The organism is Clostridium manihotivorum, assembly GCF_004015185.1.
Lineage (GTDB): Bacteria > Bacillota > Clostridia > Clostridiales > Clostridiaceae > Clostridium_AR > Clostridium_AR manihotivorum.
The window spans coordinates 2,097,273-2,111,721 of sequence record NZ_CP025746.1 but is presented as its reverse complement, the minus strand read 5'-3'; the positions used below and the strand labels follow the sequence as shown (position 1 = coordinate 2,111,721).

The 14,449-nt window shown below is 30.3% G+C and carries 15 protein-coding genes and 2 riboswitches; of the genes, 4 read left to right on the top strand and 11 right to left on the bottom strand.

Annotation, left to right across the window (positions count from 1 at the left end; genetic code table 11):
- Nucleotides 1–59: 59 nt before the first annotated feature.
- The 4 genes from C1I91_RS09395 to C1I91_RS09380 form a co-directional block, all read right to left on the bottom strand.
- The gene (locus C1I91_RS09395) at nucleotides 60–1,418 is read right to left on the bottom strand and encodes an APC family permease (protein ID WP_128215953.1); all 1,359 of its coding nucleotides are present in this window, start codon (nucleotides 1,416–1,418) and stop codon (nucleotides 60–62) included.
- Between the two features lie 282 nt (nucleotides 1,419–1,700).
- A complete protein-coding gene (locus C1I91_RS09390) occupies nucleotides 1,701–3,161 on the bottom strand; it encodes an MFS transporter (protein WP_128212640.1) in 1,461 nt (486 codons plus the stop codon).
- Nucleotides 3,145–3,618, bottom strand: coding sequence for a MarR family winged helix-turn-helix transcriptional regulator (locus C1I91_RS09385; RefSeq protein WP_128212639.1), 474 nt, complete (start codon nucleotides 3,616–3,618; stop codon nucleotides 3,145–3,147). The genes C1I91_RS09390 and C1I91_RS09385 overlap by 17 nt, the downstream gene beginning before the upstream one ends.
- Before the next feature lie 367 nt (nucleotides 3,619–3,985).
- Complete coding sequence (locus C1I91_RS09380) at nucleotides 3,986–4,807, bottom strand: YdcF family protein (RefSeq protein ID WP_128212638.1); 822 nt, start codon at nucleotides 4,805–4,807, stop codon at nucleotides 3,986–3,988.
- A 68-nt stretch (nucleotides 4,808–4,875) separates the two neighbouring features.
- Nucleotides 4,876–4,977: riboswitch (THF riboswitch) on the top strand.
- Nucleotides 4,978–5,042: 65 nt separating this feature from the next.
- Here C1I91_RS09380 and C1I91_RS09375 point away from each other — a divergent pair.
- A complete protein-coding gene (locus C1I91_RS09375) occupies nucleotides 5,043–5,546 on the top strand; it encodes a folate family ECF transporter S component (protein WP_128212637.1) in 504 nt (167 codons plus the stop codon).
- Between the two features lie 84 nt (nucleotides 5,547–5,630).
- Here C1I91_RS09375 and C1I91_RS09370 read toward each other — a convergent pair whose 3' ends face one another.
- The 4 genes from C1I91_RS09370 to C1I91_RS09355 all read right to left on the bottom strand — a co-directional run bounded on the left by C1I91_RS09370 (nucleotide 5,631) and on the right by C1I91_RS09355 (nucleotide 8,590).
- Complete coding sequence (locus C1I91_RS09370; protein ID WP_128212636.1) at nucleotides 5,631–6,506, bottom strand: DMT family transporter; 876 nt, start codon at nucleotides 6,504–6,506, stop codon at nucleotides 5,631–5,633.
- Between the two features lie 33 nt (nucleotides 6,507–6,539).
- A complete protein-coding gene (locus tag C1I91_RS09365) occupies nucleotides 6,540–7,007 on the bottom strand; it encodes a chemotaxis protein CheX (RefSeq protein ID WP_128212635.1) in 468 nt (155 codons plus the stop codon).
- Between the two features lie 264 nt (nucleotides 7,008–7,271).
- The gene (locus tag C1I91_RS09360) at nucleotides 7,272–7,733 is read right to left on the bottom strand and encodes a chemotaxis protein CheX (protein WP_128212634.1); all 462 of its coding nucleotides are present in this window, start codon (nucleotides 7,731–7,733) and stop codon (nucleotides 7,272–7,274) included.
- Nucleotides 7,715–8,590, bottom strand: coding sequence for a response regulator (locus tag C1I91_RS09355; RefSeq protein ID WP_128212633.1), 876 nt, complete (start codon nucleotides 8,588–8,590; stop codon nucleotides 7,715–7,717). The genes C1I91_RS09360 and C1I91_RS09355 overlap by 19 nt, the downstream gene beginning before the upstream one ends.
- 576 nt (nucleotides 8,591–9,166) lie before the next feature.
- Between C1I91_RS09355 and infC the strand changes: the two genes are divergently transcribed.
- On the top strand, nucleotides 9,167–9,703 hold the full coding sequence (gene infC, locus C1I91_RS09350; protein ID WP_128212632.1) for a translation initiation factor IF-3: 537 nt from the start codon (nucleotides 9,167–9,169) through the stop codon (nucleotides 9,701–9,703).
- A 223-nt stretch (nucleotides 9,704–9,926) separates the two neighbouring features.
- The gene (locus tag C1I91_RS09345; protein ID WP_205694296.1) at nucleotides 9,927–10,409 is read left to right on the top strand and encodes a CarD family transcriptional regulator; all 483 of its coding nucleotides are present in this window, start codon (nucleotides 9,927–9,929) and stop codon (nucleotides 10,407–10,409) included.
- A 235-nt stretch (nucleotides 10,410–10,644) separates the two neighbouring features.
- On the opposite strand, the gene C1I91_RS09340 is transcribed toward C1I91_RS09345, so the two are convergent.
- From C1I91_RS09340 to cbiB, 3 genes are all read right to left on the bottom strand, one after another.
- Complete coding sequence (locus C1I91_RS09340) at nucleotides 10,645–11,205, bottom strand: nitroreductase family protein (RefSeq protein ID WP_128212631.1); 561 nt, start codon at nucleotides 11,203–11,205, stop codon at nucleotides 10,645–10,647.
- 384 nt (nucleotides 11,206–11,589) lie between these two features.
- Nucleotides 11,590–12,648, bottom strand: a complete 1,059-nt coding sequence (locus C1I91_RS09335) for a pyridoxal phosphate-dependent aminotransferase (protein ID WP_128212630.1) — start codon at nucleotides 12,646–12,648, stop codon at nucleotides 11,590–11,592.
- Complete coding sequence (gene cbiB / locus C1I91_RS09330; protein WP_128215951.1) at nucleotides 12,629–13,591, bottom strand: adenosylcobinamide-phosphate synthase CbiB; 963 nt, start codon at nucleotides 13,589–13,591, stop codon at nucleotides 12,629–12,631. The genes C1I91_RS09335 and cbiB overlap by 20 nt, the downstream gene beginning before the upstream one ends.
- 174 nt (nucleotides 13,592–13,765) lie before the next feature.
- A riboswitch (glycine riboswitch) is annotated at nucleotides 13,766–13,856 on the top strand.
- A 245-nt stretch (nucleotides 13,857–14,101) separates the two neighbouring features.
- Here cbiB and C1I91_RS09325 point away from each other — a divergent pair.
- On the top strand, nucleotides 14,102–14,371 hold the full coding sequence (locus C1I91_RS09325) for an ACT domain-containing protein (RefSeq protein WP_128212629.1): 270 nt from the start codon (nucleotides 14,102–14,104) through the stop codon (nucleotides 14,369–14,371).
- Nucleotides 14,372–14,449 lie beyond the last annotated feature (78 nt).

The window sequence follows — 14,449 nt, the reverse complement described above, 5'->3', positions numbered from 1 at the left end:
TTAATTACTAAACATATAGATAACCACTTCAGGTCTAAGTGGCACACCTTTATAATCCCTTAACTAACTTTATTATTTTCCTTCTTTTTAATATATAAGTATATAGGAAAACCAATAAGGGTTATGCAGATGCCATATAATGCATTATATGTATCAGTTATCATAGTACTAATTAAAATATATAATCCGCCTACTATACCTATTAATGGTACTAAGGGATATAGTGGAACAGTATATTCTCTTTTTATGTCTTTATGCTTTGCTCTTAATATAAAAATTCCTGCTACTGTCATCACAAAGAATATCCACATTACAAAAACCGCTAGGTTAGTTAATGTATCAAAGGATCCAGAAAGCACATATAAAATAGCAAGTATAACTTCAAATATAAAAGCATTCATAGGGGTACTAAACTTCTCATTCAGTTTTCCAAAGAATGATGAAAACGGCATTAACTTTTCTTGCGCCATTGCGTACGGAATTCTAACACCAGTCATCAAATACCCATTTAAGGCTCCAAATATTGATATCATTATTCCTGCAGCTATTAGTGCCGCCCCTCCGTTACCAAATAAAACAACCGCAGCATCAGATGCTGGCTTTTTAGATGCAACAATATATCCTAAAGGTAATATCTTTAAAAGAGCTAGATTAACTAATAGATAAACAGAAATTATTATAGCCAAACCTATTATTATTGCTTTTGGAAGATCCTTTTTAGGCTCTTTTAACTCACCAGCCATGTTTCCCACACTTATCCAACCATCATAAGCCCATAGAGTTCCTAAGATAGCTGCACCAAATCCAGCAAGTCCTGAAGCATTGCCCTTTGTTATAGCTGACGTCATAAAGCCATGTTCTGTTCCGTTTATTAAACCAAAAGCAATTATTACTATTATAGGTATAAGTTTTGCTATGGTTGCGATAAACTGAACCTTACTTCCTAACTTAGTGGATAGTATGTTTATTGTCATTATGAATAATATAATAAAAATCGCTAATATTTTTTGACCTGTTACAGATAAATCTATAAAGTATGTTGCCTGAGTTACAAATACTATAGAAAGTGCTGCTACTACCCCAGGAACATATATAACTGTTTGAACCCAACCAAATAAGAATGCCCATTGTTCTCCATAAAGTTCTTTCAAGTACGCAAATACTCCACCGGTCTTCGGTATTGCAGCTGCAATCTCTGCTACTGTAAGCGCTGATGCCATGGTTATTATACCACCTATAATCCATGCCAATATGCCCATCACTGAATTTCCTGCATTTCCAAATACAGTGGTAGCCTTAAAGAAGATACCTGATCCTATAACAATTCCAATAACCATGGTTATTGCTTCAGGTAATCCTATTTGTTTCTTTAAAGTAGATTCATCTACTTTTTTTCTATTATCTTTAGAATAATTCATCAATTTCATCCCTTCATTTGAATTATTAAACTCATTTTCTTTTTCTAATTCTATAGACAAAACTCTTATAAGTCAACTTATTATTACTGGTTATATTTATTATTATTTTAACAATCAATAAACATTATATTTAAATAATAAAAGTAAGTTATATCAATAGGTTATATATAAAAACCATGCATATAAATAGCCAATTAAAATGTCTTTATGAAGATTCATTTTAATGCTTCTATTCATAGCATGGTTTCATTTATAGGGAACCTTTATGAAAACTTAATTTATTTAACTAACCTTCTCAACATTTTCAAATACGTTTTTTTTAGAAGCCCTGTTATTATAAAGTCTAAAAGCTGTAATTACTGCTCCAGTTGCACATATAACACAGGCAGCAATGTAAGAATACCTCATCCCATAGACAAAAACATCTTCTCTGCCTTCAACGAAATTTGCAACCTGATATCCTATCTTATAACTCATCCTATTGTATAAAATCGCAGTTGATAAGGATATACCAAAATTCATTCCTAGGTTTCTAACAAGTGCATTTATGCTTCCTGCTATTCCTAACTTATTTTTAGGAACCGTAGACATTACTAAAGAGTTATTTGGTGATTGAAACATTCCATTACCTAGTGATAACGCAATTAGAAATATAACTAAGATTATCATTGAAGAATTTTGATTTAAAGTTGACATCAAAAATAACCCTAAGCTTGAAGCCACAAGTCCAATAAAAGTTAATATCTCAGATCCAATCTTATCAGATAAATGTCCACTTATTGGTGCCACAAAAGCTAATATAATCGGAGATACCATCATGAATAAACCTGTTACTGAAGATGATAGTTTCATTACATCCTGTAAATAAAATGGTTGTATTATATTAGGACAACTTATTGCTATGAAGGATATAAATCCACAGAATATACTAAGTGAAAATAATTTATTTTTGAATATAGATAAATCTAGCATTGGTTCAGCTACTGTCTTTTCAACAAAAATGAATGCTATGAAAGCAAGTATAGCAATCAAGAAGCTTCCAAGTATAATAGGACTTCCATAACCTAGCTGTTGTCCCTTTATGATTGCCACAAATAGCATAACCACAAAAATTGTAAACAAAGCTGCACCCTTCAGATCTAACTTTTCTTCTGATTTATTTCCTTGTGCCTTAGGCAGTATTTTATATGACATTGCAAAAGCAACTAAGCCTATAGGTACATTTATCAAGAATATATACTTCCAACTCACAAGATAAACTATGAAACCACCTAAAGGAGGACCAACCATAGTTCCTAAGGCTACAGCAGTACCAGACATTCCTAAGGCTTTACCTCTTTCGTTGGCAGGAAATACATTAGTTATTATACCTTGACTTGTAGACATTGTTGCAGATGCGCCTACTGCCTGAATTATTCTCGCCAATACCAAGAACCATAGAGAGTTTGATAAACCACACATAAGTGAGCCAATTGTAAACATAATTATTCCAAAGCTAAAGACCTTAGTCTTTCCTTTTATGTCCCCAAGTCTTCCAAATATAAGTATTATTGATGAAATTGTTATAAGATAGCTTGTAACTACCCATTCTATTGATGCCATATTGACGCTAAGCTTCTTAGACATAACCGGCAAGGCTACATTCACTATACTACTATCAAGACAAGACATAAAAGTCATAAGAACCACATTAAACAATATGAGCCATCTGTTTTTATAAATTTTTTCATTCACATTTTCCATGTATCTTTTCCCCCTCCATATTGCCATCTTTATAGGTTTGTGCATTTATCAATGCATTATTCAGAAAGTCAACCACTTTATCTATTTCTTCATCTGGTAATCCATTGGATATAATATTAATCCACCCCCAGATTTCCCTTCTTATTTCTGGTATAATACTCCTCGATTTTTCTGTTAAATATAGTCTAAAAGCTCTGGAGTCATCTTTATCTACTTCTTTTCTTATGTAATCTAATTCAATAAGCCTTTTTATAGTTCTTGCAGACATTGCCTTATCTACCTTAAGCATTTTACTTATGCAATTTTGACTTATACCTTCACACTGTTCCAATTTTAATATAAATGGATACATTCCACTTGTAAGATTAAACTTCTCTAATGCCACATCTAAATGCGCTTGAGTATGCCTATACAATCTATTTACAAGCTTTATTAATGTCGCTCTTTTCTCATTCATTATCTCACCTTCCTAATAGGTTGATTAGTCAACCATATATTATATTACCATGATATAGTTGACTAATCAACCTATTTTTTTACACGTCTGCCCTTTCTAAATATCAGTGAAGAAATTCTGACAGGGAACATAATTTTTCTTTTTTATTCTTTATCCTTTATAAGCTTCCTCTCCTATGCATACTTATCCTTAGGTTTATTTAAAATACATTATCAAAAGAATAAAAACCACTTCATTCATTAATATTTTTCAGAATGAAATGGTACAATCTTATAACTTATACTTTCATATTAAATTACCTTAAGGATTTCTTATATCAGCTACCTATTTAGTACTAGATTAATGTTATATGAACCGATTAGTATTATTACACTATTATACGTCTTGTAAAATGCTCATCTATTTCTGTATTTATTCTACTATAAGCATCAAGAACATCTTTAGGAATGTCTACATGTCCTATAAAATTCTTACCCTTAGGTCCATATCCAGCTTCATCATCTCTTAACCTTGGAACTTCACCCATAATAAGAGATAAATATCTTTCTATCCCCCATATCCCTTCAATATAATCCTGCTGAAAGGTTACTTTTTCGCCTTCAAATTTAATGCTTGGTAAAAATGGTGCATAATTTATAAAGTTAATTAATTCATCCCCTTCAAAATATTTTTTAAAGGCTTCATAACTTCTAAGCTGCATAGTAGGATCCTGAATTAATAGCACTGAACTTGGTTTAATTTTAACTTTTCTTAAGGTATTTAGTGCTTTTTCAGCATTATCTCCACAGTTGGTGGATTGATTTTCTACTATTATGTATTTTTCATTTACAGAGTATACGTCCTCAAGGACATCCTTCATAATATCTGCTTCTGCTCTACCTTCACTTTTAATATCACTGTATCTATTATATTTTGTTATATTATCATACAAATAAGAAGTGGAATGTCCTATTCCACCAACTATCATAAGATACTCTGCAGATAAGTTTTCAAAAGCCTGTTTAGCTACTTCAATACTATAGGTTATACTGTTGCCAAGTAAAATAACCATATCAATTTTTTCTAGACCATACTTATTATATAGTTCACTTACACTTAAAGTGCTGATATCCCTCTTAGCAAGATAAAGTCCAATTTTATTAATATCATTTATTAGCTCTATATTAAATTTAACTTCTTTTAAATCCATTTATATATTCTCCTATTATTAGTTGATTTTTGGATTATAGTGCCTTAAAATTTAATTATTAGCATAAAGGCAGAGTAGGTTATAGTGCGTTAAGTGCCAGTTGGACGGGAAGTTTGCCTCTGGACGAAAAGTTAAGTTAACTTGCGGTACTATGATTGCATTCCGCTGCCACATAAAAGAGTGCTTATCTCTTAGTGTGGCTTATTGCCATAATTGAAGAGAGGAGGTGCTTTTTTTGAAAAATACAAAGACAGTTGTGTATTTAGCTTTTTTTATAGCTTTACAAATAATACTTACAAGATTTTTATCTATTCAGACTCCTATAGTTAGAATAGGTTTTGGATTTATTCCATTAGTTTTGTCATGTATATTATTTGGACCTATATTAGGTGGAGTCTGTGCAGCTATATCAGATGTGCTTGGTATGGTAATATTTCCTCAGGGGACTTATTTCCCAGGATTCACATTCAGTGCCCTTTTATCTGGCATAATTTATGGAAGTATTCTTTATAAAAACAAAATATCTATCTTAAGAATCTCCATAGCAACAATTTTAGTTAAAGTACTTGTAGATATAGGTCTCAATACCTATTGGCTTTCCATATTAACAGGTAAAGCAGTATTGATACTTTTAATTCCTAGATTGACTAAGACTCTAATTATGCTACCAATTGAAATATTACTTATTCATCTATTATGGACATGTTTGTACTCCAGATTGAAAACTCAGTTAAATTAGGTTAGAAAAGCAAAAAGGCATGTTTAGTATATTATTTATACTAAATTATGCCTTTTTAATAGAACTTCCCTGCCAATAATGAAGTTATAACGCTTCATTCTCCGCTTTTGCTACCTTTACCTTAACATTTATAACTATCATTCCCAAAAATATTAAAAAAGATCCAATTAAGCTGTTTCCAGTAAGTTTATCCCCTATAAAAATTGAAAATATAGCACCAAAAACAGGTTCACCAAGGTATATTATGGCAGCATGAGTTGGATTAGTATACGGCTGCATTTCATTTTGGACCCACATAGCTATTACTGTTGAGAATATTATGGTTATCACTAATGCCATCACTACTGTCTTAGTGATTTCAAAATGAAGCCTCTCTATTCCTATTGCAGGTATAAAGCTTAAAATCCCCACTATAAAAAGTTCTAATGTAGTTAAAAGCCCTGAATCCACTTCTTTGGCATACTTATCAACTAATATTATTTGTGCAGCAAACACTATAGAACAAAGTAATGTTAAAAAATCTCCAAAGTTTATACCTGAAGATCCTTTAGCCGATAAAATATATAATCCTATGATAGATAAAATAATTCCTATAATCGTCCTATAATCAGGAAGTCTTTTGTATATTAAAGCTAACATAATTGGTACGAAAACCACATTTAAACCTGTAATGAAAGCCGATTTGCTTGAGGTTGTATAGGTAAGTCCTACTACCTGAAGTATTATTCCTATTAAAAGTGTTATACCAATTATTCCTGCTATTCTAAAGTCTTTAATACTTATTGATTTTAGCCTCTTACGAAAAAATGTTCCTAATATTATTGCTCCAATAGTATATCTTATAGCAATATAGCTATACGGAGGAATGGTTTTCAATGCCACGCTCATTATAGGAAAGCTAAGTCCCCAAAACACCGTGACAGCAATTAAACTTATATCTGCCTTCAATTCTTTAGTCATACTAAAACCCCTTAAATATATATCCTAATAAGATTATTTCTCTTTATAAGATATATCCAATTCCAATTTATCCCCATTATCAAAGTTCAAAGGAACACTTATTACAACTGAATTCGCTTGACTTACTTCTATATTACTTCCAGTCATTATTATAGGAGGTGTAATATCAATATTTATATTATTAGAATAGAATATGGTTGCAGCATTACCTAGTATCATATTACACAACTCTGATATAGCGCTCTTGGCCAACTCATCTAACTCTTTGACCTCCATTCCTCCCATCATTGCCGATACTATTTTTAATGCCAATCCCTTATTAAGTGAAACATTTACGCTACCCTGAATCTCTCCTGTAAGTCCAATAAGTACAACAATGGTATCTACAGAATAAGGTACCTGCTTTCTATAAATCTTACCTAGGCTAGGATTAAGTCCTGTTATCTGATTTATAACATTTTTACTAGCCTCAATAATCGGATTAATATATTCTACTTTCATCTTAAGCACTCCAATCTCTTATGTAATAGGTTGTTTAATAAATTATATCATCTTTATTATTTACTTATCAATTCAAATTTATTGGTGTATAAAAAATCGATTACATTTTTCTTTTTATACTATTAAAGACAAAAAAATATATAAATTATAGTTAGATATAATATACAATCAAATAGGAGGTGGTAAAACTATTTATATAATAGTCTTTCCTCACCTCCCTTAATCTTGCTATAAAAGATTAACATTTTTTCTGTAATAAATAATCTATACTCTATCTAAAGAAATATTAACCTCAAAAGGCATATCATTCACAAACATCTCAACACAAAGCACCTTACTTGATGTAGCCTTAGCAGTAAAATTACCATAAATAAGGGTTGGGGTAGAAATATCTATATTTATTCCTTCATCAGCAAAATTCATACAAGCATTGGCAGTAAGCATATTAGTAAGTTCTGATATAGCACTCTGTGCCATTTCATTTAATTCTGGCACTGGCATACCCATCATCATTGTTTGAGCAATACTTTTTGCCGTGTCTATAGTTGTTGTATACATTACATTACCTTTTATATCTCCTATAATTCCTAAGATAATTATAACCCCTGGACTTTCTATGTATCCATCCTTTACACTTAAGTTACCCTTTCTTATCTCACTAATACCTAACATAGGAAAAACATTAGAAAAGGCTTTAAGAAATGGATTTATATATTTGACATCCATTCTCCATCCTCCTTTTGGAAGCCTACACTCATGTATATTTCACCGAATATAGTATCTACTATAGCAGAGGTTGTAGTATCTAATTCAGCTTTTGATATATTAATAGATTCTCCGTGGAATATTGCTGGTGGAGCTACTCTTAATCCAAATAACTTATTTTTTCTGTTTATGATCGAGCAGCCTTGACCTGATATTATGTTGTTTAGTTCTCCCATTACATTAAGAATCTCTTCGAAGCTCTTAGGCTCTCTCTTAAGTACAGATTTTGCAATATTTTCTGAAGTTTCGTGAGACATATCAAAAATTATTCTTCCAGAATATTTTCCTATTATACCTATAACAACAGATATTCCTCTAGATACTTGTCCATTGTTTGCATTGTTTTCTTCTCTAAACTCCGGAATAGTTTTAGCAACCTTATTGAAGGTGTCCATAAAGGCTTCTCTATAGCAAGAATAATATAATCCTGTAAGCTCATTATATAGCTCTTCGCTTGCCATTATTCTATTGATAAGCAAAGTTACTTCTTCTGGATCTGCTGGTTTTTGAATATAACCAGAAACCTTATTTTTTCTAGCCTTTCTAAGTATCTCTTCATCCATCATTGAACTTATTACAATTACTTTTATATTTGGGTCAATATCATGAACAGCTCTAGTGCATTCTAATCCATCGGTTCCCGGAATAGTCATATCCATGGTAACAAGATCTGGCTTAACTTCACTAACAACGCTGATAACTTCTTCTAACGAACCTGCTTCCCCAACCACTTCAAAACCATTTTCCTCAAGTATATCTCTTATGATAGCAATGGAAAACGGTGAATCATCAACAATAACAATTCTTGCTTTTGCCATAAATAACACCCCTATTTAATATATTATTAATCTTTATATCGTAGGTATTTGTATTACCTTTATAACCGACTTTACTGAAAAATATGTATTTTCGAAAAACTTCTTATATTTTCTATATTTTTTTAATTTACAATTCATTAAATTGACTATTAAGTATTTTATTAGATAATGTGTCCATAATATAAGATATTGACATACTACTTCAAAATGAAATCTTTCAAAATAAAGCTTAGTAAATTAATCGAGAGCTTTATTTTGAGCCTAAATCTTGAAGTAGTATGTCTGTTCATAGAAATAGATATATCATTTCTATGATATAAATTTAATTTTATAATGCAATTAGCTATTGATATAAATATAATTATCCACTATATTTATTAGCAAATGTTACATCTTTGTATATATTAAAGCTAAAAACCCAAAATCCTTATGTCAGCATAAACTCTATATATTCATATAATGTTATAAATATATAATTATAGTTTGCAAGAATATTAATAAATATAATTGAAAAAATAATAGAAGAAAATCACTTAATTACTTGCATAAAATGGATTAAAGTTATACTATTAAATAATGAGCCACGTGCTTATTATTTTGGAGGTGTTGTATATTAATAAAAATTTAGAACTCAATGAAAATATTAGAAGTAAGGAAATAAGACTAACTGGTGAAGAAAGCAAAATCATGAAAACTGAAGATGCTTTAAGAATGGCTAGAGAACAAAATCTTGATTTAGTTATGATTTCTCCCACTGCTGTACCGCCTGTATGCAGAATAATGGATTACAGCAAATATCTTTATGAGCAATCAAAAAAACAAAAAGAAGCCAAAAAGAATCAGAAAGTAGTAGAACTTAAGGAAATAAGATTAAGCCCTACTATCGAAGAGCATGACATAGATATAAAATGTAACAATGCTAAAAAGTTTCTATCTAGTGGAAATAAGGTAAAAGTATCAGTTAGATTCAGAGGAAGACAAAATAATGCTGCTGCCGTAGGAAACAAAGTTTTAGATGTTTTCATTGCTAAACTTGGAGATGCAGGTGTTATAGAAAAATCTCCTCAATTCGAAGGAAGAAATATGTTTTTAATTCTTTCACCTAAAAAGTAATTGATATAGATATGATATATCTATTTAATGCAGAAAACCTATAAGCAAATAAGCTTATAGGTTTTTTTATTCTTCAGAAAAATTTATTGATATTTTTTTATTAAAACTGTTGCGACGGGAAATTATTGACAAGCACATATAATTTATGCTATCATAAAAATTTGCTATTTTTCTACTTATACATTATAATATATAAATAGACTATATTCTTGGAGGTGTTGTTTTGTTTAAAATCGGTGATAAAATTATTTATCCTATGCAAGGCGCCGGAGTAATAGAAAAAGTAGAAGAAAAAGAAATATCTCAAATAAAGATTAGTTACTTTATCATAAATATGTTGAACAACAACATGCAGGTGATGATTCCGCAGGATAAGATTTCAAATTCTGGGATAAGACTTGTCACAAATGCTAATGATCTTGAAACAATCTTAAGCAGTATCGTAGTTAGTGAAGAAAGAACTGATATAGATCTTAATTACAAAGAAAGATATCAGACAAATTTAAGAAAAGTAAAAAGCGGTGATTTAAAAGAAAACTCAGAAGTATTTCGTGATCTAACAATTTTAAATAGTAAAAAGCCTCTGAATTCTAGTGAGAAGCAGATGCTAAATACCGCAAAAAAACTTTTAATCGGTGAGATATCCTTAGTAAAAAATATTTCAGAAACTGAAGCAATAGATATAGTCAATTCGATTATAGCATAATGAACATATCTAAAAAAAGAAGCCACTGACATTTTAGTCAGTAGCCTCAACATTTGATCTACATATTGTTTGAATACTTATATAAGTTGCTTCTAATTATGATATTTTTAAGCTATAATATTTTAGGCAAAAAAATCATATATCTACAACAAAGTTCTGCTGCAACTTATATATAATTTTTATTTTATTTAAACAATGTATGTATTTCTCTAATTAACTTTTCTAAACAACAAAACTATCTTATATAATTAACCGTATTTTCTTTTCTTGGTGCAGCCTTTGCATTATCATTAGCTTTATATCCAAATATAGCTGAATATAAAGGCTCATATCCTTCAGGTATTCCTAGCATATTCTTTAATTCTTCAGCTTTTGGTGAGTTAAATATAGCATCTGAACTTCCAAGCCAGCAAGAACCTATACCTAGTGCTTCTGCAGCGACTAACAAGTTTTCTGTAGCTGCTCCACAGTCTGCCTTTGGAGCTATTGCATTCTTGTCTCCAGAAACAATTATTAAAGTTGGAGCATTATAATATGGCTTAAAGTTATCACTCTGTGCTCTCTTGACCATTGCTTCTTGATTTGAATTTAGTAGAACTTGTCTAAATGTTTCTGCAAGAGTATTTATAACTTCTTTGTTTTGAATTACTGTAAAATGCCATGATTGTTGGTTCATAGCACTTGGTGCAAATCTTCCTGCTTCTAATATTGTTTCTAATTCTTCATCTTTAATCTGCTCATCTTTAAAAACTCTCGTACTTCTTCTGTTCAATAAAACCTTTATTGCCTCACTCATTATTTTAGCCTCCTCTATTATATACAGCTATATAACTGTATTTTCAAAAACACTCTAGGAACAGAGAATCTTTGAAACTATCTTTAATGCTTAGTTGATACACAATATATTATACGCCTTCAAAAACAAAAGTAAAGCAAATATTTTAATATAATCAACTATATTAAAGTAACTGCAATTTTAAATACAAATATAAAAAGATCCTATTCTTTCTTTTCGCAAGCTCATTAAAGCATGAAATGATTACCTACTTAATTTGTACACTGTACTTACATGATCTATTGCTCTGAACAGACATACTAATTCAACACTTAGACTCAAAATAAAGCTTTGTATGAATGTACAAAGCTTTATTTTGATAGATCTCATTTTGAAGCAGTATGTCTATAATATTTTTTTCAATGCATTGATTAAAAGATTATTACTATGCTTGTCCTTTATAGCTATTCGAAAGTTAAATCTACTTATACCATTAAAGCCTTTAGGAAGTCTTATCAATATGTCATACTCTAACAATTCTTCTTGCAGCCTATAGGCATCAATCTTCTCATCTAAGATATTAATAAAGAAAAAGTTTGAACTAGACTTGTAAACTTTTATAGATGAAATCTTTGAAAGTTCATCATAGAAACGTGCTCTCTCTTCGTTAATCCACTTTAAGGTGTTTTTTATATATTCTTCATCATCGAAGATACTTTCTGCAGCTATTTCAGCGGCAGTATTTACACTCCATGGCTCCATGCTGTCTTTTATTTTTTTAACAAGTTTAAGGTTAGCAGATACCCCATATCCCAATCTAATACCAGGCATACCAAAAAATTTCGTTGCAGCTCTTATTATCAACAAGTTATCATATTTATCAATAAACTCTACCATGGAGGCATTTTTAAAGCCAGGTGCAAATTCTATAAAAGCTTCATCAATTACCAAAAATGAACTTATGCTTTTTAACTTAGCCAAAAGTTTTTCTATATGCTTTCTAGGTATTAATGTACCTGTTGGATTGTTTGGATTACATAGCAAAACTACAGATTTTTCTTTCACCTTCTCAAATATATATTCTAACTTTATATTTTGAAAATCATCCTCATATATATCAAGCTCCTCTACTTTCATATTAGCTCTTTCACCAGCTCTCTTATACTCAGCAAAGGTAGGTAATGAAATATATAATCTACTATAATTCATTACCTCAAGAGCTCTATATATTATATCTACTGCTCCATTACCTGGAATAATTTTATCTATAGCATTAACCTCTAAGTACTTAGCTATCTTTTCTCTCATCGCTTTATATTCCCTGTCTGGATAAACTGAGAATCTATTTATATTATCACTTATAGATTTTTCAAACCCTTTAGGAACTCCTAAAGGGTTTATATTACTGCTAAAATCTATTACTCTTCTGTTATGTTCGTATATATTACCACCATGATATTCCATGTGAAATTACTCCTTTTACAATAGAAAATATTAAAATCGAAAATACGTAAGCCCCGTACATAAGCTTGATTGAATCTTTTATATATTCAACATCTAATCTATTTTTACTTATTCCAATAGTAGGCTTTTCTACTGGCTTTCCAAAATAATAATTTGTTCCTCCAAGTTCTACACCTAATGCTCCAGCTACTGCTGCTTCTGGATGAGCAGAATTGGGACTTGAATGATTTTTTCTATCTCTTCTAAATATATAAGCGCTGTTCTTATAATCATATCCAAGGATAAAAGCTGAAAAAATCATCATTATACCAGTTATTCTTGCTGGTATGAAATTGACTAAATCATCAAACTTAGCTGAGGCCCATCCAAAGTTTAAATACATCCCTTCCTTGTAACCAACCATAGAATCTAAAGTGTTCACTGCCTTATAAGCCATAGCTAAAGGTGCTCCTCCAATGAACATATAAAACAAAGGTGCTATTACGCCATCAGAGCAATTTTCTGATATTGTTTCTATAACAGCTTTAGCTATCTGACTTTCATCTAAGTTCTCTGTATCTCTTCCCACAATATATGAAAGCTGCTTTCTAGCACTTACTATATCACCAATCTTTATTATCTTATATATCTTAATTCCTTCACTAGCTAAGCACTTAGCTGCAACAGTTGTCCACATTGTGAATACATTAATTATAAAGTATAGGTATATTGATATATCTTTGCAAAGTTTCAGTAACAAAAATGTAATACCAAAGGTTATTCCTACTGTAGTAATCGTCAATATAATTCCTGCTATCTTAAGGCCAAACTCTTTTAGTTTCATATTTTCAATTAACCTTTGGAAGGCACTTATATATTTCCCTATAAACCTTACTGGATGTGGAAACCAATATGGATCTCCTAATATCAAGTCTACTAATAATGCTACGAATATACTTATCATAATAATTCCTTTCACTAAAGCAAAAATCACATAAATCGTAGCACTTTAGCAAGCATTTAGTCAATAATTTATACAAATTACTTTTACTTATTGAAAATATTTAAATATGTGTTATAATTTTATTAATTTAATAATTCCGGTTGAAACTAGCGGGATATTTAGTAAACCGCTATTGGACGGAACTCTGGAGAGACTCGTTTTGAGCACCGAAGGGGAAAATCATTTATATGGTGAAACTCTCAGGTAAAAGGACAGAGCATTAGGAAGGTTTATGCATTTATTTGTGCATAATCGTTTTTTAATATTCATTCTTCAGAGGCTAAGTATATTTAGGCTCTTTTTTTATTGTCTAGGAAAGCATAATTTTTTCCTATTTAAACCTAGCCATATGAAGTTTTTACAACAGCTATTTAGGTTAAACAGTAAAAAATTAGCTAAAGCATTATCTTTAATAAACTTTATTTTTTCAAGTAATCAGAATAAATATTAATTTTAAGGAGAGATAATTAAATGAGATCATTAATAACTGTCATAGGAAAAGATAAAATAGGTATAATATATGAGGTTACTTCTGTACTAAAAGAAAGTAATGTTAATGTTTTAGATATAACTCAAACTCTGCTTGATGGATTTTTTACCATGATAATGCTTGCGGATCTTTCAAAGCTTAATATGGACTTCTCTGAATTAAAAACTAAATTAGATAATTTAGGATCTGAATTAAATGTATCTATTAGAATACAACAAGAAGCTCTTTTCAATTCAATGCACACAATATAAAACTCTAATATTCCTGAACATAGTCAGAATAATAGACATACTTGATCTAATAGTTAAATAAATAGTACTGGAGGAATT

What these genes read in the sequence shown, in the direction of transcription:
- C1I91_RS09395 (WP_128215953.1), bottom strand. Translation starts at nt 1,418, where the DNA reads ATGAATTATTCTAAAGATAATAGAAAAAAAGTAGATGAATCTACTTTA.
- C1I91_RS09390 (WP_128212640.1), bottom strand. Translation starts at nt 3,161, where the DNA reads ATGGAAAATGTGAATGAAAAAATTTATAAAAACAGATGGCTCATATTG.
- C1I91_RS09385 (WP_128212639.1), bottom strand. Translation starts at nt 3,618, where the DNA reads ATGAATGAGAAAAGAGCGACATTAATAAAGCTTGTAAATAGATTGTAT.
- C1I91_RS09380 (WP_128212638.1), bottom strand. Translation starts at nt 4,807, where the DNA reads ATGGATTTAAAAGAAGTTAAATTTAATATAGAGCTAATAAATGATATT.
- C1I91_RS09370 (WP_128212636.1), bottom strand. Translation starts at nt 6,506, where the DNA reads ATGACTAAAGAATTGAAGGCAGATATAAGTTTAATTGCTGTCACGGTG.
- C1I91_RS09365 (WP_128212635.1), bottom strand. Translation starts at nt 7,007, where the DNA reads ATGAAAGTAGAATATATTAATCCGATTATTGAGGCTAGTAAAAATGTT.
- C1I91_RS09360 (WP_128212634.1), bottom strand. Translation starts at nt 7,733, where the DNA reads ATGGATGTCAAATATATAAATCCATTTCTTAAAGCCTTTTCTAATGTT.
- C1I91_RS09355 (WP_128212633.1), bottom strand. Translation starts at nt 8,590, where the DNA reads ATGGCAAAAGCAAGAATTGTTATTGTTGATGATTCACCGTTTTCCATT.
- infC (WP_128212632.1), top strand. Translation starts at nt 9,167, where the DNA reads ATGAGCCACGTGCTTATTATTTTGGAGGTGTTGTATATTAATAAAAAT.
- C1I91_RS09340 (WP_128212631.1), bottom strand. Translation starts at nt 11,205, where the DNA reads ATGAGTGAGGCAATAAAGGTTTTATTGAACAGAAGAAGTACGAGAGTT.
- C1I91_RS09335 (WP_128212630.1), bottom strand. Translation starts at nt 12,648, where the DNA reads ATGGAATATCATGGTGGTAATATATACGAACATAACAGAAGAGTAATA.
- cbiB (WP_128215951.1), bottom strand. Translation starts at nt 13,591, where the DNA reads ATGATAAGTATATTCGTAGCATTATTAGTAGACTTGATATTAGGAGAT.
- C1I91_RS09325 (WP_128212629.1), top strand. Translation starts at nt 14,102, where the DNA reads ATGAGATCATTAATAACTGTCATAGGAAAAGATAAAATAGGTATAATA.